This is a genomic window from Nocardia sp. NPDC058480 (genome assembly GCF_042720495.1).
GTDB lineage: Bacteria > Actinomycetota > Actinomycetes > Mycobacteriales > Mycobacteriaceae > Nocardia.
Genome location: NZ_JBHXMN010000021.1, coordinates 59,357 through 80,032, shown reverse-complemented (window position 1 = coordinate 80,032; position 20,676 = coordinate 59,357). Strand labels below are relative to the sequence as shown.

At 69.1% G+C, this 20,676-nt stretch carries 14 protein-coding genes; 9 read left to right on the top strand and 5 right to left on the bottom strand.

Annotated elements, in window-relative coordinates; translation table 11 throughout:
- Positions 1-16 precede the first annotated feature (16 nt).
- Both ACFWO8_RS30790 and ACFWO8_RS30785 read right to left on the bottom strand, forming a co-directional pair.
- The gene (locus tag ACFWO8_RS30790) at positions 17-3,838 is read right to left on the bottom strand and encodes a hypothetical protein (protein ID WP_378971662.1); all 3,822 of its coding nucleotides are present in this window, start codon (positions 3,836-3,838) and stop codon (positions 17-19) included.
- An 85-nt stretch (positions 3,839-3,923) separates the two neighbouring features.
- Complete coding sequence (locus tag ACFWO8_RS30785) at positions 3,924-4,553, bottom strand: MspA family porin (protein ID WP_378971658.1); 630 nt, start codon at positions 4,551-4,553, stop codon at positions 3,924-3,926.
- A gap of 793 nt (positions 4,554-5,346) precedes the next feature.
- On the opposite strand from ACFWO8_RS30785, the gene ACFWO8_RS30780 reads away from it, so the two are divergent.
- Complete coding sequence (locus ACFWO8_RS30780; RefSeq protein WP_378971817.1) at positions 5,347-6,687, top strand: PspC domain-containing protein; 1,341 nt, start codon at positions 5,347-5,349, stop codon at positions 6,685-6,687.
- A gap of 102 nt (positions 6,688-6,789) precedes the next feature.
- Positions 6,790-7,425: a response regulator gene (locus ACFWO8_RS30775; RefSeq protein WP_378929110.1), complete on the top strand. Its 636-nt coding sequence runs from the start codon at positions 6,790-6,792 to the stop codon at positions 7,423-7,425.
- Between the two features lie 20 nt (positions 7,426-7,445).
- Here the strand turns inward: ACFWO8_RS30775 and ACFWO8_RS30770 are convergent, their stop codons facing one another.
- Complete coding sequence (locus tag ACFWO8_RS30770; RefSeq protein ID WP_378971654.1) at positions 7,446-8,576, bottom strand: serine/threonine-protein kinase; 1,131 nt, start codon at positions 8,574-8,576, stop codon at positions 7,446-7,448.
- A gap of 176 nt (positions 8,577-8,752) precedes the next feature.
- Between ACFWO8_RS30770 and ACFWO8_RS30765 the strand changes: the two genes are divergently transcribed.
- A complete protein-coding gene (locus ACFWO8_RS30765) occupies positions 8,753-10,150 on the top strand; it encodes a lipase family protein (protein WP_378971648.1) in 1,398 nt (465 codons plus the stop codon).
- Between the two features lie 37 nt (positions 10,151-10,187).
- Here the strand turns inward: ACFWO8_RS30765 and ACFWO8_RS30760 are convergent, their stop codons facing one another.
- Positions 10,188-10,805: a TetR/AcrR family transcriptional regulator gene (locus ACFWO8_RS30760; protein WP_378971642.1), complete on the bottom strand. Its 618-nt coding sequence runs from the start codon at positions 10,803-10,805 to the stop codon at positions 10,188-10,190.
- A gap of 195 nt (positions 10,806-11,000) precedes the next feature.
- Here ACFWO8_RS30760 and ACFWO8_RS30755 point away from each other — a divergent pair, with 195 nt between their 5' ends.
- From ACFWO8_RS30755 to ACFWO8_RS30740, 4 genes are all read left to right on the top strand, one after another.
- Positions 11,001-11,741, top strand: a complete 741-nt coding sequence (locus ACFWO8_RS30755; RefSeq protein WP_378971636.1) for a hypothetical protein — start codon at positions 11,001-11,003, stop codon at positions 11,739-11,741.
- 321 nt (positions 11,742-12,062) lie between these two features.
- Positions 12,063-13,634, top strand: a complete 1,572-nt coding sequence (locus ACFWO8_RS30750) for a DNA polymerase Y family protein (RefSeq protein ID WP_378971630.1) — start codon at positions 12,063-12,065, stop codon at positions 13,632-13,634.
- Positions 13,635-13,819: 185 nt separating this feature from the next.
- Positions 13,820-14,746 (top strand): sucrase ferredoxin, encoded by a 927-nt coding sequence (locus ACFWO8_RS30745; RefSeq protein WP_378971810.1) that lies wholly within the window; start codon positions 13,820-13,822, stop codon positions 14,744-14,746.
- Positions 14,747-14,860: 114 nt separating this feature from the next.
- Complete coding sequence (locus tag ACFWO8_RS30740; protein WP_378971625.1) at positions 14,861-15,310, top strand: GNAT family N-acetyltransferase; 450 nt, start codon at positions 14,861-14,863, stop codon at positions 15,308-15,310.
- Positions 15,311-15,417: 107 nt separating this feature from the next.
- Here ACFWO8_RS30740 and ACFWO8_RS30735 read toward each other — a convergent pair whose 3' ends face one another.
- Positions 15,418-16,368: an SDR family NAD(P)-dependent oxidoreductase gene (locus ACFWO8_RS30735; protein ID WP_378971612.1), complete on the bottom strand. Its 951-nt coding sequence runs from the start codon at positions 16,366-16,368 to the stop codon at positions 15,418-15,420.
- 133 nt (positions 16,369-16,501) lie between these two features.
- On the opposite strand from ACFWO8_RS30735, the gene ACFWO8_RS30730 reads away from it, so the two are divergent.
- Entirely contained in the window at positions 16,502-16,957 is a 456-nt protein-coding gene (locus tag ACFWO8_RS30730) for a hypothetical protein (RefSeq protein WP_378971606.1), read from the top strand.
- Between the two features lie 58 nt (positions 16,958-17,015).
- Entirely contained in the window at positions 17,016-20,546 is a 3,531-nt protein-coding gene (locus tag ACFWO8_RS30725) for an error-prone DNA polymerase (RefSeq protein ID WP_378971602.1), read from the top strand.
- Positions 20,547-20,676: the final 130 nt, after the last annotated feature.

Below are 20,676 nucleotides of genomic sequence, written 5' to 3'. Positions count from 1 at the left end.
TGAGAATTTCCCGGGTTCAGGGGCAGGGGGAGTGGTAGGGGACGTTCGCGATGTGACCGCGCCAGATGGCTTCGGTGAGTGGGCCGGTGGACGCGCAGATCCGGGTGGCGACAGTCTCGGCGTCGAGGTCCCACACGCCGAGCTGGCCGTTGTCGGTGACGATCATGAGCTGTTCGCCACGGGGGTGCATGGTCACCTGTCGGTCGCGACCGTCGGCGGGGCCGAGCGGACCGCTGTACTTGCGCGGTGCGTGCGGGTCGTCGAGATTCCACACCCCGGTCGTGCCGTCGTCGCTCGACACGGCCAGCTCGGTGCCGTCCGCCGACGCGGATACCCAGCTGATCGGCCCGATTTCGGTGCGGACAGCGTCGATGAGCGGGGTGAACGTCTCGGGTGCGTCGGCATCCCACAGGCCGAAGCGATCGGCCTTGGTGACGGCGAGGGTCCGGTTGTCGGGCAGGAACTGAGACGGCTGTAAGACGGTGTTGAGTTCTACGTCGGTTTCGGCGATCAATCGTGGGTGCGCCGGGTCGTCCAGATTCCAGATCTGGCGGGTGTAATGCTGCTCCCAGTCGCCACGGTGGTCGACGAGCATCACTTCGACCAGGCTACCGTCGAAGCTGAAGCTGCCACCGACGACCTTTCCGGAAGTCGCGGTGATCGGCGACCCGAGGGGCTTCGGCGCGACGCGGTCGGCGACGTCCCACATCTGGACCGAGTCCGGGAAGGTCAGCAGCATCCGGTTGCCTTTGACAGTCGAGCTCTCGGCCTCGCCGGTCGGCCAGCTGGGCAGTGGTCGTGGATGACGTGGATCGTCGAGGTCGAAGACGATCCGCCGCTTGCCGCCCATATCGTGCAGGCTCAGTGTGCGTCCGTCCGGACTCAGGACAGGGTTCGACAGCGCCAGTACGTTCGGGATCGTGGTCAGCCGGGTCGGGCGACGCGGATCGGTAGTGTCCCAGACCCCCACGTCGCCGGTCCTGGTCACCATGGCCATCCGATCTCCCGCTCGATCGAACACCGGACCCGACGGCATCCTGGGAATCACGTCGATCGTCGACCGGGGCAGCGTCCAGGTGCGTAGCAGGCCGTCGTGCCCCGCGCTGATGAGTACCGGTTCGCCGGGGAGGAAGAGCATCGACGTCGGTCCGCCGCTGCACAGGGAGGCGCGAGCCTGTGGGCAGGCGGCCGGGCTGACCGACAGGGCGGGGCCCGCTTGCACGGGTTGGGCCGGGTCGCTGATGTTCCACAGTCGTGCGGCCTCGTCGGAGCCGGTGGCGAGAAGGTTTCCGTCCTGGTGAAAAGTGATCGAGGCCAGCACGTCGTTGTCGACGCGAGTCGAGGCACCGAAGGTGCGGGGGCGGCGCGGATCGGTGATGTCCCAGAGTTCGAACTGACTCGACGGTGCGCTGCTGGTGCCCTTCGCGCCGTGTGTGCCGATCGCCAGGCGGGTGCCGTCGGGACTGAGGGTGACCTCTTGGAGGAAGTCGCCGGCCATCGTCGAGATCGGCGGTCCGAGGGGACGCGCTGTGGCGGTGTCCCACAGCTGCACGGTATCGGGGACGCCGGTGTCGAAGGTGACGGAGCCGACCGCGAGCACCGTGCCGCCGGGGCCGAATTCGACGGAGTGGTGATCACCGGCGAGTGGACGGGAGACGGTGCGCGACGGCCGTGACCGATCGCGGATGTCCCAGAGAGTGAGCGTCGATGCCTCGACCTCGGCGAGTCGGGTTCCGCTCGAATCGATGGCGATCGTGTCGGCACGGAGGGTATCGAGAGTGTGGATCAGGCGCGGCGACTCGGGGTCGGCGAGATCCCACAGCTGGGTGCCGGCATCGCCGAGGGTGACCGCGTCGGTGCTGCCCGGGATGAAATCGAGCTGGTGGGTTCTCGTGCCGAGCGAGGTGGTGAGTCGGCGCGGTCGCGCGGGATCGCGCAGATCCCAGAAGGCGGTGTCGCCTACGTAGTCGATCGAGACCAGTAGTGCGTCGGCCGGGCGATATGCCAGCACGGAGATGCCCCGCTCGTGGGCGGGCACGGTGACGGCCAGTGGTGCGTCCTGGCTGTTCAGCAGCTGGGTGCGCGTCGCGTCGTCGGGCCGGATTCGGTACGCGGCCAACAGGAACTGGGCCGAGATCGATGGGTCGCTGCTCCGGGTCCGGCTGGCGGCGGCCACGAGTTCGGCGTAGTCGCGGTCCAGTGCGCGCTGATCGGCGAGCCGGGTGCGGTCGATGGCGATCACGCCGGTGGCAAGCAGCGCGAGCACCACCACGATCGCCCCGATCCGCCATCGCCCACCGATCCGGACGGCTCGCCGTGAGGCCTTGAGGAAGGCACGCACACGCGGACCGATCGGGGCACCTCCGGTGTGCTCGCTCGCACTGTCGAGCCGGGTGCCGCGATACAGCAGTGCCGAATCATGGCCCGCTGCTTCCCATTCGGCCGCATCGTGCTCGAGCCGCTGTCGGACCTGGTGTCCGACTCGGTCGGTGTCGATCCAGCCGCGCAACCGGGGCCATGCGGTCAGCACGATCTCGTGGGAGAACTGCACCGAGCCCGCGTCGAGAGCGATCAATCTGCTGGCCGCGAGCACTTCCAGCGCTTCCGCTGTGGCGTCGGGGTCGCCGCTGCGGGCGAGTAATTCGGCGCGGTCGACGGTCCGTCTCGTATCGCGTCCATCCTGTCCGACCGTGACGAGCGAGCCGAGCAACTCCTGCGCGGCGCCCTGCTGCGCCGCGGTGAGCTCGCTCCAGGCCAGTTCGGCGGTCTCGGCGACCGACCCAGCGACTCCGCCGGTCTTGCGGTAACCGGCGACCGTGAGTTTGCGGCCTTCGCGTTGCTGCCAGGTCGCGGACATCACGTGGGACAGCAGTGGCAGCGCGCCGGGGTCGTAGCCGTCGGTGCTGAGGTGCCCGCCGAGCCCGCGCAGTTCGGTGAGTACCAGCTCTTCCAGGCCTGGTTCGAGGGTGAGTCCGGCGGCGGCCGCTGGGCCGGTGATCGCGTGCGACACCTCGTCCATGGACATCGCGCCGAGTAGGTAATTGGTGCGCTGCAAGCTGTTCCGCAATATCGGGTAGTGCAGGCATTGTTCGTAGAAGTCGGCGCGCAGCGCCAGCACGACCGTCAGCGAATCGGGTAGGCCTGCGAGCGCCGCCAGGAACGCCACCCGTTCGGCCTCGTCCTGACACAGGGTGAACAGTTCCTCGAACTGGTCGACGATCAGGACCCGCGGTTCATCGGTCAGCGTCGCGGCGAGTCCGGCGGTCGGCGTCGCACCCGGCGTCATGGTGGCGGCGGGCAGGTCGATCGCCGGTCGCAGGCCCGCCGCCAGCAGCGAGGACTTGCCCGCGCCCGAGGCGCCGATCAGTACGACGATGCCGGTGGTGGCGCGGACCAGTTCGACGAATTCGGTGGTGGCCTGCTCGCGTCCGAAGAACATGGTGTGCTCCTCGGGTAGGTAGGCGCGCAGGCCGGGGTAGGGGCAGGTCTCGCCGTCGCCCGCGGCCGCTGTCCAGGTGACCGACTCCTGCCACAGCCGTCGCCATTCGTGCGGGTCGGCCAGTGTGCGTGGAAGATCGCGCTGGGCCTTCTCGGTCATCTCGACGAGCGTGAGGACCACCGGCAGCAGCGATTCGAAGCGAGCGGGCACATTGCGCCCGGCCTTCCAATCGCTGATCCGCTGCGGTGACGGGGTGCCCGCCTGCGCGCCGCGCATTCGTCGTTCGGTGGCCGTGGCGACCCGGCGCAATGTCGGATTGCCCGCTGCGGCATAGAGTTCGGCGAATCGCTTGGCGAAATGCGCTCGCGGCGAAGAACTCTGCGTATCACTGATGGTCAATGAACCCCCCGTTCGATGAAAACGACCGAGGGTCATGATATTCGGCTGGACCGGGACCCGGCGAGTTGCCGGGTCCCGGGTCGGCTCACAGGAACATGGTGTCGCCGAAGACCGAGTTCGTGGCGCTCACCTGTCCGGTGCTCGCGGTGACTGTCGCCCACGAATAGACATTGAGCGGCCCACCGCAGTTGCCCACCATCAGATGGAAGTCACGGTTCACCAGATAGGTGGTGCCCGCACCGAGGGACATCGATCCCACATCGATCTTCTTGATCTCGCCCGGCGCGAGCGACAGGCTCAGATCCATGCCGGCCGTGATCGACGGACCGATATCGACGGACGCGTCGGGACCGGAGGAGCCGAACCCGATGCTCGCCCCCGCGCTCGCCGAGATGCCGCCGTTGAACCCGACCGACAGGGTCAGGTCCACCGCGCAGGCGACGAGATAGCCGGAGGTGATGTCGCCGGTCGCACCGAGCGGTGCGGTGACGTAGGCGGTGTTGTCGAGGAACACCTCGCGATTGGTCGGCATCGCGTTGAGCGGGGGGACCAGCCGGTAGGACTCCTCGGTATGGCCGAGGGTGAGTTCGAAGCCGGCCGGCCCGTGATAGGTCGTCTCGTGTGGTGCCATCGGCGTCGCCGAAGCGATCGGTGTCATCCCGATGGTGCTCAGTCCGATAGCGGCGGCACCCAGCACGGTGGTGATGATGTTCACGTCGTTCCTCCCCTGAAGCGGAGGCCGTCATTCCGGCCTGCCATCAACGTAGGAAAGCCTCGGCGGCCGGGCTTTCGGAGCGTCTGCGCATCGGCTTAAAGGGCCTGTTGAGGACCCTGTGGCCGGGTTTCCGGTCCGGCGTCCGGCGCCGCCGGATCGGCCCGTTACCGGATCCGACATACCCCCAGGTAGAGCCCTATTTCTGTCCGGACCGGACAGGCTGCCGCCCAGGTCAGCGCCGGATCGCCGACATCGGGGACGAGATCAGGGACTTTCCTGATGTCGGCACCCCCTCCCGCGTGCCACTATCGAGAGCATGGATCCGTCTGTTCCCGCCCGCACTGCCGCCCAGGGGTCCGCCGCCCCACCCGGGCCCGGCGCCGCCGCCGGGAACAACGCCACCCACTACCCGGTCGGCCCGCCCGCGGGCGGCACCGGCAACAGCTCTGTGCCCGGTAATGGTGCCGCGGGCTGGGGCGGCAGCGGAGCGAGCTCCGCGCCCGGTCATCAGCCGGGGATCAGCACGCCCGCTGTCGGTCGTGCGCCGATGCCCGCGAACGGTTTCCGACCGGGTGATTCGGCAGGGCCTTCCGAGGGGCCGGGTGCCGCGGCGAATCCGCGGTTCGGCGGGCATCGACTGCGCGGTCCGCACCGTTTCGTAGAGCGCGCGTTCGGGGGTGCGCCGGTGGTTTATGGGCCGCCGCAGCAACACATCCCGCCCCAGCAGTACCGGACCGCGCCGGGCTACGCCCAGTATCCACAGGGCTATGGCGTGCCTCGCGGCTATCGGCCCATGCTGCCCGTCCCCGGTCCTGAGCCGATGGGCGCGCCGGTGCCGGAGACCCCGCGCATGGTCCGTCGCAGCGGTGGGCGGGTGGTCGGGGGAGTCGCGGGTGGTCTGGCCGACCATCTCGGTGTCGACGTGATCAAGGTGCGGCTGGCGTTCGTGCTGCTGTCCGCGCTGGTCGGTGCGGGGCTGGTGGCCTACGGGCTGCTGTGGATCTTCACCCCTGGTGGCGAGGACGCCGCGAAACCGACCGGTGACGAGCGCAGGCAGGCGATCGGGCTGGCCCTGCTCGGGCTCGGGCTCGCGGTGACGGTGGGGTGGCTGTTCCAGGGGACCGCGGCGCATGTGATCGCGCCGATCGTGGTGGTCGCGGTCGGCGCCGCGCTGGTCTGGCGCGAATACGACGTCGCCGCACCGGGACCACGGGCACTGTTCGGGCTGCCCGCGCGACCCTCGGTGGTCACCTGGTCGCGCATCGTGGCCGGGGCGACGCTGATCGTGGTCGGGCTCGGGGTGGTGGTGCTGGCCAGGATCGATCTCAGTTCGCTCGGGTCGGCGCTGATCGCGGTGGCGGTCACCCTGGTCGGCGCGGGTCTGCTCACGGTGCCGCTGTGGTTGCGCATGGTCCGCGCGCTCAATGCCGAGCGCGGCGCCCGCATCCGCAATGAGGAACGCGAGGAAATCGCCTCCCACCTACACGATTCGGTGCTGCAGACGCTCGCGCTGATCCAGCGTCAGGCCGAGGATCCCCAGGAGGTGCTTCGCCTGGCCCGCAGCCAGGAGCGCGAGCTGCGCAAGTGGCTCTTCGACGACACCGCGCCCGCCCAGTCCAGCCTGGCCACCGCGCTGCGCACCATCGCGGGCGAGGTGGAGGACCAGCACGGCGTGAAGGTCACCCCGGTCACCGTCGGCGATGTGGCGATGGATCCCGGCGACACCGGCGCGGGCCTGCCCAAGGAACATTTCACCGCCCTGCTCGGTGCCACCCGCGAGGCACTGGTCAACGCCGCCAAACACGCGGATGTCCCCGAGATCGACCTGTTCGCCGAAACCGAACCCCACCAGGTGAGCATCTTCGTGCGCGACCGCGGCGCCGGTTTCGACGTGTCGGCGGTGCCCGCCGACCGCCGCGGGGTGGCCAAGTCGATCTGCGCCAGAATCGAGCGCCGCGGCGGCACCGCCGAGATCGACTCGCACCTCGGGCGTGGCACCGAGGTGCGGATTGTCATGCTGCGCACCGACTCCGGGACCTCCGAGCCGGACGAGGTCGCGGCCGACGACGCGCCGACCACTCCACCGCGCCCAGATGACCGCGAGTCGGCGCCCGACCATCCCACCGATCGCTGATCGCACCGAACCCGAGTCGATTTCGACGCCGGGACACCGCGGTGTGGTACCGATGACAGCAGGTCGATCGAGACGGTTCTACTGAGGAGTCTTGTAGTGAGTGTGCGGGTGTTCCTGGTCGACGATCACGCGGTCTTCCGATCGGGGGTGCGGGCCGAGCTGAGCCGGGAGACCGATATGGAGGTCGTCGGTGAGGCCGGGGCGGTGGCCGAGGCGGTCGCCGGGATCGATGCCGCGAAGCCGGACGTGGTGTTGCTGGATGTGCACATGCCCGATGGCGGAGGGGTGGCGGTGCTGAGCGGGATCGCCGCGGGACCGGTGTGTTTGGCGTTGAGCGTGTCCGACGCGGCCGAGGACGTGATCGCGGTGATTCGGGCGGGGGCGCGCGGATATGTCACCAAGACGATCTCCGGTGCCGAGCTGGCCGACGGAATCCGCCGGGTCGCGGGTGGGGACGCGGTGTTCAGTCCGCGGTTGGCCGGGTTCGTGCTCGACTCGTTCACCGGGCGCTCACCGGTTCCCGAGCCGCCACTCGATCCCGAATTGGACTCACTCACCCCGCGCGAGCTGGAGGTGCTGCGCTTGCTGGCGCGCGGTTACACCTATCGCGAGATCGCCGAATCCTTGTTCATCTCGGTGAAGACCGTCGAGACGCACGCGTCGAATGTGCTGCGTAAGACACAACAGTCGAACCGGAACGCGCTGACTCGATGGGCGCATCGGCGCCGCATCGAGTGAAACCCGGTAGGGCTGCGGCTCTACATCACGGCGATGATGATCGCGATCAGGATGATCAGGCCGATCAGCACGCCCGCGCCGATGGCGAGGGGGGCGCCGTTGGGGAGGTTGTCGATGAAGCTGCCGCCGCGCTGCTGTGGTGCGGCGGTGGCGGCGAGCGGGGCGCGCTGCGGGCGCGGGAGGGGGGAGGAGTTGGGGCTGCGCAGGCCGCTGGCGGAGTTGCGGGTGGACCAGGCGGGAATGGTGCCGTCTTCGGTGCGCAGCGGCACACCGAGGATGTAGGCGCCGGTGCCGGGGCCGAAGGCGGCGGTGAGGATTTCGTCGCGGGCCTCGGCCATGGTCGGGCGACGCTGGGGCGCGGGCTCGAGCATGTGCAGCACCGGCTGGGTGAGGATGCCGCTGCGGGTGGGCGGGATGATCCGGCCCATCGCGGCCGCGGCGACGACGTCGTGCTCGTCGGAGTCGAAACCGAACGGCGGCTGGCCTTCCAGCGCGGTGTAGAGGGTGGCGCCGAGGGAGAACACGTCGCTGGCCTCGGTGGGCCGGGCGCCGCGCGCGACCTCGGGCGGGAGGTAGGCGGGGGTGCCGGTGATCATCCCGTCGGGTTCGTCACCCTGGGTGTCGCCCGCGCCGCGCGAGATGCCGAAGTCGCTGAGTTTGGCCAGGCCCACACTGTTGCCGCGGTCGGCGACGAGGATGTTGCCCGGCTTGATATCGCGGTGCACGATGCCGGCGGCATGCGCGGCGGCGAGCGCGTCGGCCACCTGCGCGCCGATCTGGGCCACCTCGACCGCGGGCAGCGTCTCGACCAGTGCGAGCGCCTTGGCCACGCTGCGCGAGGGTAAGTACTCCATGACGAGCCACGGCTCGCCCGCCTCGATCACCACGTCGTGCACGGCGACGGCGTGGATGTGGGACAGCTTGGCGGCCACCCTGCCCTCGTGCACGATGCTGCTGCGGATCGCCTCGGCCTCGGCCGCGCTCAGTCCCGCGGTGGACAGCACCTGTTTGATCGCGACTTCCCGGTTCAGCAATCGATCGGTCGCGAGCCAGACCGCGCCCATGCCACCCCCGCCCAGCTTGGACTGCAGGCGGTAGCGGCCCGCGACCAGGTAGTCGGGGCCGATATGGGGACGAGCACGTTCGGTCACGGGTGCGAGGGTAGCCGAAACCGGCGCTGACTGGCCGGGATCCCGAGTGTGGCCCGTTCAGTGGAATTAATATTTCGATCGGTCGAAATCTTGATTCCGTGAGTCCGGTCACGTAGCGTCCGAAAAGTGGTGCGGGCCCGCCTGATGACAACGCTGTCGGATCGAGAGTTGGATTGATGAGATTTCCCAGACGGACAGGCCGCGTCGGACGGCGAACTCGCTGGTCGGCACTACTGGTCAGCGCGCTGATCGCCGTCGGTTCGATCACGGCGGCGGGACATGGCGCTGCCGAGGTCGTCGACGACTTCTACACGCCACCAGCGGGTTTCGAGTCCAGCGCGCCGGGTGCGATCCTGGCGAGCCGACCTGTCACCACGAAGATGTTGCTGCAATTCCCCGTCAACGCGCAGGCCTGGCAGTTGCTGTACCGCACCACCGATGGGGAAGGACTGCCCCACGCCGCGGTCACCACGGTGCTGATTCCGCGAGGACCCGCGCAACCACGACCGTTGCTGTCGTTCCAGATGGCCTATGACGCGATCCAGCGCGAGTGCATGCCCTCGCACACCCTGACGCACGGCGATCTCGCCGGCATGCTCAACGGGCAGAAATCGGGTTGGTCGACAGTTCCCGGTGAGATGGCACTGGTCGCGGCCGGATTGGCGAAGGGCTGGGCGGTGGCGGTTCCTGATCCGGGCGGGATCGACGACCGCTTCCTCACCCCGAACCTGATGGGGTACGCCACTCTCGACGGCATCCGCGCCGCGCGGAACTTCGCACCGCTCGGCCTGGCCGAGGACACCAGGGTCGCGGCATGGGGCTACTCCGGTGGTGGGGTCGCCACCAGTTGGGCCGCGCAGGTGCAGCCGCGCTACGCGCCGGAATTGAATATGGTCGGCTTCGCGATCGGCGCGCCCGTGCAGGATCTCGGTGCGGCCATGCGTACCGCCGACGGTCGCGAAACCGTCGGTCTCGTGCCGCTCGGCCTTGCCTCGATCAGCAAGGATTCCCCGGAGTTCGCCGCGCGACTCGACTCCTTCCTGACCCCGGCGGGCCGCACCGCGGTCGCCGCGGCCGGCGTGGAGTGCACCGCGACCACCGTGTCGGCGAACCGTTTCAAGCGGGTGAGCGAATGGCTGAACGCGCCGATCGAGGTGATGCTGGCCGACCCGGTCCTCGGCGGGGAGGTCGACGCGCGCAAGCGGGGCGCGGAAACACCGAGCGCGCCACTGTATGTGGTGAACGGCGTCAATGACGAGGTGAGCTGGATCGGCGGCACCGACGACCTGGTCGCCCGCTACTGCGCCGACGGCGCGTCGATCACGTACCTGCGCGATGCGACACCCGACAGCATCATCGGCACACACGGCGTTGTCGCGCTCACCGCGGCGGGCGGCGTGATGTCCTGGGTCGCCGAGGCATTGGATGGTGAAGGCCCGGTTCAGGGCCCCGGCTGCACGACATCCACCATTGCCACGACCGCGATCGACCCGGCCAACGCCACCGCTTTGCCGGAATTCGCCGGGGCCGTGCTGGCGACGCTGGTCGGGCAGGCGGTGGGCGCCCAGCGCTGAGTGCGACCGTGGGCGGGACGTGCAGGGGGCGTCCCGCCTACGGGCGTGTTTCGCGATGTGATGCGAGATAGCCGTTGACCATGGTGGTCAACGCGTCGAGCCGCGATTGTTCGAACTGTGGCTCGGGGAACGGGCCGGCGTTGATCGCGTCGCCGTCGAGACAGAACAGCACCATCGAGCCGAGCGCGAACGCCTGCTCCTGCGAAAGTCCTTCCAGAACCGGGTTTTTCACGCCATCGGCCAGCATGGCGGCACCGTAGTCGTAGCGGACGACCGCGAGTTTCTCCCGCAGCGCCGCGTCGGTGCGTGCGGCGACGATCAGTTCGCGCCACACCGCGTTGATCGGATCGCGAGCCACGTCACGCCAGACGGTGAGCAACGCCCGGACATCGGAACGATCGGGCAGCTCGACCATCTTCGCGACGAACTGTTCACGTTGGCGCACACCGACTTCCGCCGCCGCCGCGGCAACCAGATCGAACAACGTACTGAACCGGCCGAACAGGCCTCCGTGCGAAACCCCGGCCCGCAGGCAGATCTCCTTGACGCTGACCTGCGCGTAGCCCTTCTCGACAATGGTGTCGATGGTCGCGTCGATGAGCGCACGGCTGGTCTCGGCGCGCCGCTGCGCCTGTGTCCGCCGGATTTCGGCCACCACACTCCCTTGATATCGACCAGTCAGTCGAAAAATACTGTATCGGGATCCGCGGTGGACACGGGGAGGGGGTGGATGTCACGCTGGTCGCTATCGAACGTATATTCGAATACGATCGATAGCTGAAACGGTGCTGCTGTTTCGGCGCGGGGCGGTTTTCCGCTCGCGGGTCCATCGTGGAAGTAGGTGGTGTTGATGGGTTCGGAAGCGTTGTCGCCCGATCTGGGCATGCTCGATGAGCTGCGCAGGCGCATAGCCGCAGTGCCGGGACGTGGTGAGTCCGCGACCGGGCATATACCGCGTGACCAGCCATTGCGTCGTGATCTGTTGCCGGTTCCGCCCCCGCTGGCCGATCTGCTGCCCGAGGGTGGACTGCCCAAAGGTGCGGTGGTCGCCTACACCGGCGCGCACTCCCTGCTGACCGGGCTGCTCGCCGCGGTCACCGGAAACGGCGGTCACGCGGCGGTGGTCGGCCTGCCCCGGCTCGGTTTGCTGGCCGCCGCGGAGATGGGCGCACAGTTGTCCCACTTGGCGGTGATCGCCGACCCCGGCCCCGACCCCGCCGAGGTGGCGGCGGTCCTGCTCGACGGCCTCGACCTGGTGGTCCTCGGTCTCGGTGGCCTCGCCGTCCCGCCCGCCCGCTGTCGCGTCCTCGCCGCCCGCGCCCGCAATCGCGGTGCCACCCTGGTCGTCGCGGGCGAATGGGTCAACCCGACCCTGCGCCTCGACTCCCGCGTCACCGGCTACCGCGGCCTCGGCCCCGGTCGCGGCCGCCTGCGCTCGGTCTGCCTCGACGTGCGCGTCAGTGCCAAGGCGGGCCAGACCCGCCACGGCCGCATGGACCTGTGCGCCCAGGCCGGGCGCACCGAATGGCTGCCTCGCGAAACCATCAGCGGTGCAACAGAAGTCACCGCGCTACACGAGGCCGTCTCATGACCGCCGGTCCATTGTCAGGTTCTGACCGATGCGTGTAAGGGGATCCACCGGCTACCCGGCGGCCGGTCGCCGCGGGTCTCCCGTGCATTCCCGAGTCGCTCTCGGCACACGTCTATCGCCCAGCCGGTGCGGACGGTCAGCCGGTCGCCGAGCCGACACCCACCATCGTCACCGTTGCGATTGCCTACCGCATTCTGGTGGTGGCTCGTTCGGTCTCGGTGTGGCATGCGGATCGGCGGTGACGCGCGTTGACGGTGTGGTGCCCGAGTCGGCTGGTGGCTCGTTCGCGCGTGGTGTGGCGGGTGGATCGGTGGTGTCGTCGTGACGCGCGTCGATCGGGTGCTGGCGGTGTGGTGCTTGGACTGGCCCGCGGTGGCGGCGGCCGCGGTGGAGGGTGTGTCGGCGGAGCGGCCGATCGCTGTGCTGCGGGGAAATTCGGTGGTGGCGTGTTCGGCGATCGCGCGGGCCGAGGGAGTACGGCGCGGGATGCGGCGTCGGGATGCGCAGGGGTGTTGTCCGGGACTTGTTGTTGTGCAGGACGATCCGGATCGGGACGCGCGATTGTTCGAGCTGGTGGTCGGTGCTGTCGATGCGACGGTGCCGGGGGTCGAGGTGTTGCGGCCGGGGCTCATTGTGCTCGGGGCACATGGTGCCGCACGGTATTTCGGCTCCGAGGAGGCCGCGGTGGTGCGGTTGATCGACGCGGTCGCCGTAGCGGGGGCCGAGGCGCAGATCGGGATCGCCGATGTCATCTCGACGGCGGTGATCGCGGCGCGGCGCGGGGCGATCGTGGTGCCGGGGGAGGGCGCGCAGTACCTCGCTCCGCTCCCGGTCTCGGAGCTCGCCGTGGAACCGAGCTTGGCCGCGCCGGAGCGCAAGGATTTGGTAGATCTGTTGCGCCGCTTGGGATTGCGCCGCATCGGAGATTTCGCGCGCCTGGCTCCCGCCGAAGTGGCCTCCCGATTCGGCGCCGACGCCGTGCTCGCCCATCGCACCGCCCGGGCGCTGCCGGAACGCCCGCCGTCGGCGCGGCGCCCCGCCCCGGAACTGACCGTCGAGCTGGCTTGCGATCCGCCCATCGACCGGGTCGACGCGGCCGCGTTCGCGGGCAGGCAACTGTCCACCCGGCTGCACGCGGTGCTGTCGGCGGCGGGCGTGGCCTGCACCAGGCTCGCCGTGACCGCGCGCACCGAGGCGGGCGAGGAGCTGACCAGGATCTGGCGCTGCGCCCGCCCGCTCACCCCCGCCGACACCGCCGACCGCGTCCGCTGGCAACTCGACGGCTGGCTCACCCACCGCGCCCGCCCCACCGGCCCGATCGTCACGCTCACGCTGGAGCCGGTGGAGGTGGTCGCCGCCGGTGCCCTGCAACTGGGTCTGTGGGGTGGCGAGGGCGAGGAAACCGAGCGTGCCCGCCGCGCCCTGGTCCGCGTGCAGGGACTGCTCGGCGGCGAAGCGGTCCGCATCGGTGTGCTCAGCGGCGGGCGCGGCCCCGCCGAACGCATCACCATGATCGCCCTCGGCGACGAACTGACCCCTGCCGCCGACCCCACCCAGCCCTGGCCCGGTCGACTTCCCGAACCCGCCCCCACCTTGCTCCTGCTGCACCGCCCGATCGTGCACCTGACCGCCGACGACGGCACCCCCGTCCTGGTCACCGATCGCGGCCTGTTCACCGCCACCCCCACCAGCCTGCGCTGGGGCAGCAAGCAGTGGGCGCTGCTGGGCTGGGCGGGCCCATGGCCGATCACCGAACGCTGGTGGTCCACCGCCGAACCCACCTCGCTGGCCGTGCGCGTCCAAGTCCAGCTCGACGCCGACCCGACCGAAATTCGCGCCGTCCTCCTCGTCTTTGACGCGGCGCAATGGCACGCCGAGGGCGTCTACGAGTAGGCCACCGAGCCGCTCATCTCCCGTAGCTCGGGTTCGTGGCGCGGCGGTCCTCGCTCAGTGTGGTGCGGGTGTGGGGTGGGCGTCGACTCGGTCCGCGCGCTCGGTTCTAGAGTGAAACGACGCTTGTCCGGGATAGCCCCGGAAGGCTCGGTCGCGGGAGGAGCGCTGTGAACCCATTCGAGGGCATGTTGTGTACGGCGGCCGCTGCCGACATTCCGCTTCTCGGTACCGCGGGGCACTTCACCGGATGGCTGTGTATCGAGCATCCCGGTGCGTGGGGCGGTGATGTGATCGGTGATGAGGTGCTCGGTCCGGAGATCACCGCTGAACTGGCGGCGCGTACGTCAGCGGCGCAGGTTCGGCCGACGCTGATCCGCCGCCCCGGCCGCAACGAGTTCACCGGTACCCGCACTGTGCTGCTGGTCAGTTCGCGGCCGGAGGGTTCCTGGTGTGAGCGGTTCGAGATCACCGACTTGCGCCAGCTCTTCGACATAGACCTGCATCTCGTCGACGGACCACCCCCGGGAATCGGTGTGCGTGTGGATGATTCGGTGGTCTTGGTCTGCGCCCACGGCAAACGCGACCAGTGCTGTGCCCTGCTGGGCCGCCCGATCGCCGCCGCCATGGCCGCCGATTACCCGGGCCGGGTCTGGGAGGCCTCGCACACCGGCGGTCACCGCTTCGCCCCCGCGGTCGTCCTGCTTCCCTCCGGCCTCACCTACGGCCGCGTCGACGCCACTGCCGCCAAGGCGATGCTCGAAGCGGCCGACGTCGGCGAGGTCTCCCTGACCGGTCTCCGCGGCCGCAGCTGCTACCCACCGATCTCCCAGCTCGCCGAAGTCGCTGTGCGCGAACAGATCCCGGCCAATGCCACCGACCTCACCGTCCACCCCGATCAGGCTCCCACCCATGACCCGACCATGGCGGGCGCCGCCATCGTCACCCACCGCGACGGCCGCCGCTGGCGCGTCACCGCCCGCACCGTCCCCGCCGCCCCCCGCCAAGCCAGCTGCGGCGCAGCCCCCAAACCAGCCACCTACCTGGAACCCGCTGCCGTAGAACAACTCTCCGGGCCATTCGCCACCCAGCCCGCACCGTCCGCCGACCGCTGACGGTCGCGGGGACGATCAACCAGTGCGCGCCGGACCGGCAACGTCGGTGGACTATCGGAACTGCGGCGGATTGGCTCTCCCGTGCGATCACCCGGCGGCCCTAACGTCGACTCCATGATCGACATCCGGGAAATCGGCAAGGACGACACCGAGCTGGCGGGCCAGGCTCTACTGGAGCTTCGCCCACAGTGGGAGACGGCAACCCGGCTGGCCGAGTTCATCGACACCGAACTGCGCCCCGCGGGCTACCGGTTGGTCGGTAGCTTCGAACCAGGTTCTCCGACAGCGCTTTCGGTGGCGGGCTTCCGCGAATCCCACTCCACCGCCTGGGGCCACCATCTCTACATCGACGATGTGTCCACCCTCCCCGCGGTGCGCGGTCGAGGCCACGCCGACCACCTGCTGGACTGGCTCACCGCCGAGGCCAGGCGCCTGGACTGCGCGGCGATCCACCTGGACTCCGGCGTCGGCCCGGCCCGAGCCGCCGCCCACCGCCTCTATATGCGCCACCACCTGACCATCACCGCCCACCACTTCACCCTCGATCTCGGTCCCGAGAACTAGCGCCGCCGAGCACAACGCCCTTGTCACCGGTTGTGGGATCGTCTGGTGGCGGCACGCTACGACGGGGCCGAGAGTCGGCCTAATCGCCCACGGCGCGATTACGCCGGCTACCAGTGCGTGCCGGGCACCCAGCGGGCCGCGCGGCGCAGGGCGGTGCCGGTGAATTTTCGGGCGGCGGAACGGGGTTTCGGATCTGATCGGGTGGCCGGGACGGCGGTGTCTTCGGCCGACTCGCCCTTGGCCGCAGGGGAATCCGGGAGCGAGCGATAGTAGCGGTGCATGATGCGGTCACGGAGTTTGGGGGTGAGGATGCCGCCGTATTCGGCGATGGTGCCGAGGGGGACGTCGATGCGTTTGGGGCGTTCGGCGAGGGCACGGACGATCGTGCCGGCGGCCCACTCGGGGGATTCGGAGCGGCCCTGTTCGCCACTGGGGGCGATCATCGGCGTGCGCACCAACGGCATGTGGATGGTGGTGAAAGTGACTCCGTCGGCGAGGGTTTCGACCGCGGCCACCTCGGTGAACTTGTCCAGGGCTGCCTTGCTTGCGAGGTAGGCGGCGAAGCGGGGTGCGGCCACCTGCACGCCGGTGCTGGAGATGTTGACGATGTGGCCGAAGCCGCGCTCGCGCATCTGTGGCAGCAGCGCGAGGGTTATCCGCAGTGCGCCGAAGTAGTTGACCGCCATGGTGCGTTCGAAGTCGTGCAGGCGGTCGGTGGAGCGGTGGATGGCGCGGCGGATGGAACGGCCCGCGTTGTTGACCAGCATGTCGACGTGGCCGTGCTGCTCGAGAATGGCCTTGACGACCGAATCGACGGATTCGGAATCGGTGACATCGCACGGGTAGCCGTAGGCCCGTCCGCCCGCGTCGACGATCTCGGTGACCACCGCGGCCAGTTCGTCGGCGCGGCGGGCGAGGAGGAACACGACACCGCCCTTGTCGGCGACCGAGAGCGCGGCGGCCCGCCCGATCCCGGAGGACGCGCCGGTGATCACGATGTGCCTGCCGGTGAGATCGCGCCGCTTGCGGCCCTGTTCACCTGGAGAAACCTGAGACATCACTGCTCCTTTGCAGCTCGTTACCTCCGAACTTACTCCGAAGTAAGTTCCAGGGCCAGGCTCTTCGAGAAACTCGAAAATATGTTCGAATGTCTCTCGCTAATATTCGAACGTATGTGCGATACTGGTGCGCATGGCGGACGATCGGATGGCGGACATCTATGCCGCGGTGCGGCTCGGCGGTGGCGACCCGGATGCGGCGCGCGCGGCGCTGACCAGGCTGTGGAGAGAAATAGGGGAAGGCGGCGACCCGTTGCATCGCTGCGTGGTGGCACATCACCTGGCGGATGTGCAGGAGTTGCCGGAGGGTGCGTTGCTGTGGGATCAGCGGGCGCTCGCCGCGGTGTTCGGGCCGGGCATCCCGCTCGACGAGGGGCTGCGCGGGTTCCTGCCCTCGCTGTATCTGAACCTGGCCGACAGTCATCGCCGCGTCGGTGACTTCGAGATGGCGCGGATGCAATTGGCTATCGCGCGCGGGCACCTGGACGTGCTCGCCAACGATGCCTACGGCGCGGTGATCCGCACGGGTCTCGGCCATGTGGAGGCCGCGCTGGAATCGCGGTCGATGGAGCGCTTGCCCGCGAATTGAGTTGTCCGGCAACAGGAAAGGGGTTCGGTGATGCGGGGGTCGTGAGAGGAGCGGGTGCATGGGCTGGAGCAACGGTCCGCCGACCTGGTCGGAGCTGGAGCGGGTACTCTCGGGCAAGCCGAGCGGCAGACCCGCGCAGGACTTGCACCCAGGCGACGGCGGCGACAGTCCGGCCTGGTCGCGCAAGCGGGGCGAGTACCACGCCGCCGGGCTCGACCGGCCGACCGGCCCGACGGTGCCCTACGCGGAGTTGCACACGCACTCCGCCTACAGCTTCCTCGACGGCGCGAGTCAGCCGGAGGAGCTGGTGGAGGAGGCGGTGCGGCTCGGTCTGGAAGCGCTCGCGCTCACCGACCACAACGGGTTCTACGGGACCGTCCGGTTCGCCGAGGCGGCCAGGGAATGGGGAATGCCAACGGTTTTCGGTGCCGAACTGTCACTGGGAACCGATGCGGAGGCGGCGCCGGGCCGAGGGGATGCGGTCCGGCGCCGTTCTGTACCTCGGGGCGGAGTGCGTGTCACGCCGGGCGCCGGTCGAGCGCAGGCGCGCGAAGCAGGTGCTGATGGGTCGATGGGCGACACGGCGGACGGCGATATGCGCGATGCCAGTGGATCGGTCGAGCCGGGAAGCGGGCACGCATCCGCGCCGGACTCCCTGCCGCGCACGGGATCTCCCGACCCCCGGGGCCCGCATCTGCTGATCCTCGCCAGGGGGCAGGAAGGGTATCGGCGGCTGTCGCGGGAGATGGCGGCGGCGCATATGGCCGCAGGGGAGAAGGGGGTGCTGCGGTACGACCTGGACACGCTCGCCGCGGCGGCGGGTGGGCACTGGCATGTGCTCACCGGTTGCAGAAAAGGGCACCTGCGTACCGCGCTCGAGTACGACCTGGGTGCCGGCGACACGAAGTTGCCGAAAGCGGAAGTGGCGCTGCGAGATCTGATCGAACGGTTCGGTGTCGACCGGGTGAGTGTGGAGCTCACTCATCACGGTATCGCCACCGACGACGAGCGCAACGCCCTGCTGATCGCGCTGGCCGATCGGCTCGATGTTCCGGTACTCGCCACCACCGGTGCGCATTTCGCGTCCCCGGCGCAGCGCCGCCGCGCGATGGCGCTGGCCGCGATCCGGGCCAGGAGCAGTCTCGACGAGATAGCGGGCTGGCTCGCCCCCACCGGCGGCGCGCACCTGCGTTCGGGCGCGGAGATGGCGCACCTGTTCGCCGACTACCCGCACGCGGTGTCGAACGCGGCGGTGCTGGCTCGCGAATGCGCGTTCGACCTGGGATTGATCGCCCCGAATCTGCCCCCGTTCGAGGTGCCCCCAGGCCACGACGAGAACTCCTGGCTGCGCCACCTCGCCTATGCGGGCGCGGCGCGGCGCTACGGGTCGGCGGAACGAAACCCCAAGGCGTATGAGCAGATCGACCACGAACTGGCGGTGATCGCGGACCTGAACTTTCCCGGCTACTTCCTGGTGGTGCACGACATCGTCGAGTTCTGCAAGAACAGCGACATCCTGTGCCAGGGCCGGGGTTCGGCCGCCAACTCCGCGGTCTGCTACGCCATCGGCATCACCAATGTCGATCCCGTAGGCAACCAACTGCTGTTCGAGCGGTTCCTCTCACCCGAGCGCGACGGGCCGCCCGACATCGATGTCGATATCGAATCAGACCGTCGCGAGGAGGCCATCCAGCACGTTTACGCCAAGTACGGCCGCGACTACGCCGCGCAGGTGGCGAATGTGATCACCTATCGCGGCAAGTCCTCGGTGCGCGATGCCGCACGCGCACTCGGCTTTTCGCCGGGACAACAGGACGCGTGGAGCAAGCAGGTGAGCCGCTGGTCCGGGGTGGCTGCCGAGACGGGCACCGATATCCCGGCTGCGGTTCTCGAACTCGCGGGCGAACTCGACGGTCTGCCACGGCATTTGGGGATCCACTCCGGCGGCATGGTGATCTGCGATCGGCCGATCGCCGACGTGTGCCCGGTGGAGTGGGCGCGGATGGCCGGACGCAGTGTGCTGCAGTGGGACAAAGATGATTGCGCCGCAGTTGGTTTGGTGAAGTTCGACCTGCTCGGCCTCGGCATGCTCTCGGCGCTGCACTACATGATCGACCTGGTGCGCGAGCACAAGGGCGAGACAGTGGAACTACACGCGCTCGACCTCACCGAAGCGGGCGTCTACGAGATGTTGCAGCGCGCGGACTCGATCGGGGTGTTCCAGGTGGAGTCACGTGCGCAGATGGCGACGCTGCCCCGGCTGAAGCCCCGCAATTTCTACGACTTGGTCGTCGAGGTGGCGCTGATCCGGCCGGGGCCGATTCAGGGCGGCTCGGTGCACCCCTATATCCGCAGGCGTAATGGCAAGGAACCGGTGGTGTTCGACCATCCCTCGCTGGAGCGCTCGCTCGCCCGCACGCTCGGGATCCCGCTGTTCCAGGAACAGCTGATGCAGATGGCGGTCGATGTCGCCGGTTTCAGTGCGGCCGAGGCGGACCAGTTGCGGCGTGCGATGGGTTCGAAGCGGTCGCCGGAGAAGATGGCCATGTTGAAGGCCAGGCTCTACCAGGGAATGCGTGAGCTGCACGGCATCACCGACGAGGTCGCCGATCGCATCTACGAGAAGCTCTACGCCTTCGCCAATTTCGGTTTCCCCGAAAGCCATTCGCAGAGTTTCGCCTCGATCGTGTTCTATTCGTCGTGGTTCAAGCTGCACCATCCGGCGGCGTTCTGTGCCGGGCTGTTGCGCGCGCAGCCGATGGGTTTCTACTCACCACAGTCGCTGGTCGCCGACGCCCGCCGCCACGGTGTCCGCGTGCACGGCCCCGATATCAACGCCAGCCGCGCCGAACCCACCCTCGAGAACGCGGGCACCGAGATCCGGCTCGGCCTGTCGGGCGTGCGCCACATCGGCACCGACCTCGCCGACCGCATCGTCGCCGACCGCGCCGAACACGGCCCCTTCACCTCGATGCTCGACCTCACCGGCCGCGTGGAACTCACTGTCGCTCAATCGGAATCGCTCGCGACCGCAGGGGCACTGGACGTCCTGGTCGACACGCGCGGTAGCAGCGTGCGCAGGGCGGCGTTGTGGGCAGCGGGTGCGGCGGCCGTGGAGCGTCCCGATCGCCTACCCGGCACAGGTCCCGCCACCGTCGCCCCCTCCCTGCCCGGCATGAGCGCTCTCGAACTCGCCGCCGCCGACGTCTGGGCCACCGGCATCTCGCCCGATACCTACCCCACCGAATTCCTTCGGGCCCACCTGAATTCGCTCGGCGTCGTCCCCGCCTGCGACCTACTGCTCGTCGAAGACGGCGCCCGCATCCTGGTGGCAGGCGCTGTCACCCACCGCCAGCGCCCCGCCACCGCCGCGGGCGTCACCTTCCTCAATCTCGAGGACGAGACCGGCATGGTCAACGTTGTCTGCTCGGTCGGCCTGTGGACCCGCTACCGCCGCCTCGCGCAGAGCGCCACCGCCCTGCTCATCCGCGGCCGCATCCAAAACGCCGAGGGTGCCGCCAGCCTGGTCGCCGACCATCTCGAACACTTGGACCTGACTATCGTCGCCCGCTCACGCGACTTCCGCTGAGTTTTTGGAGCGCTGGCGCGCTCGAGCGGGGCCCCGGAGGGCCCCGATCTTCCCTCCCTCCGGGTACTCCTTCGTCGCACCCTCCGGTCAGTCCAGATCGGGGCGGGCCCCTTTGGGTAGGGACATCCAG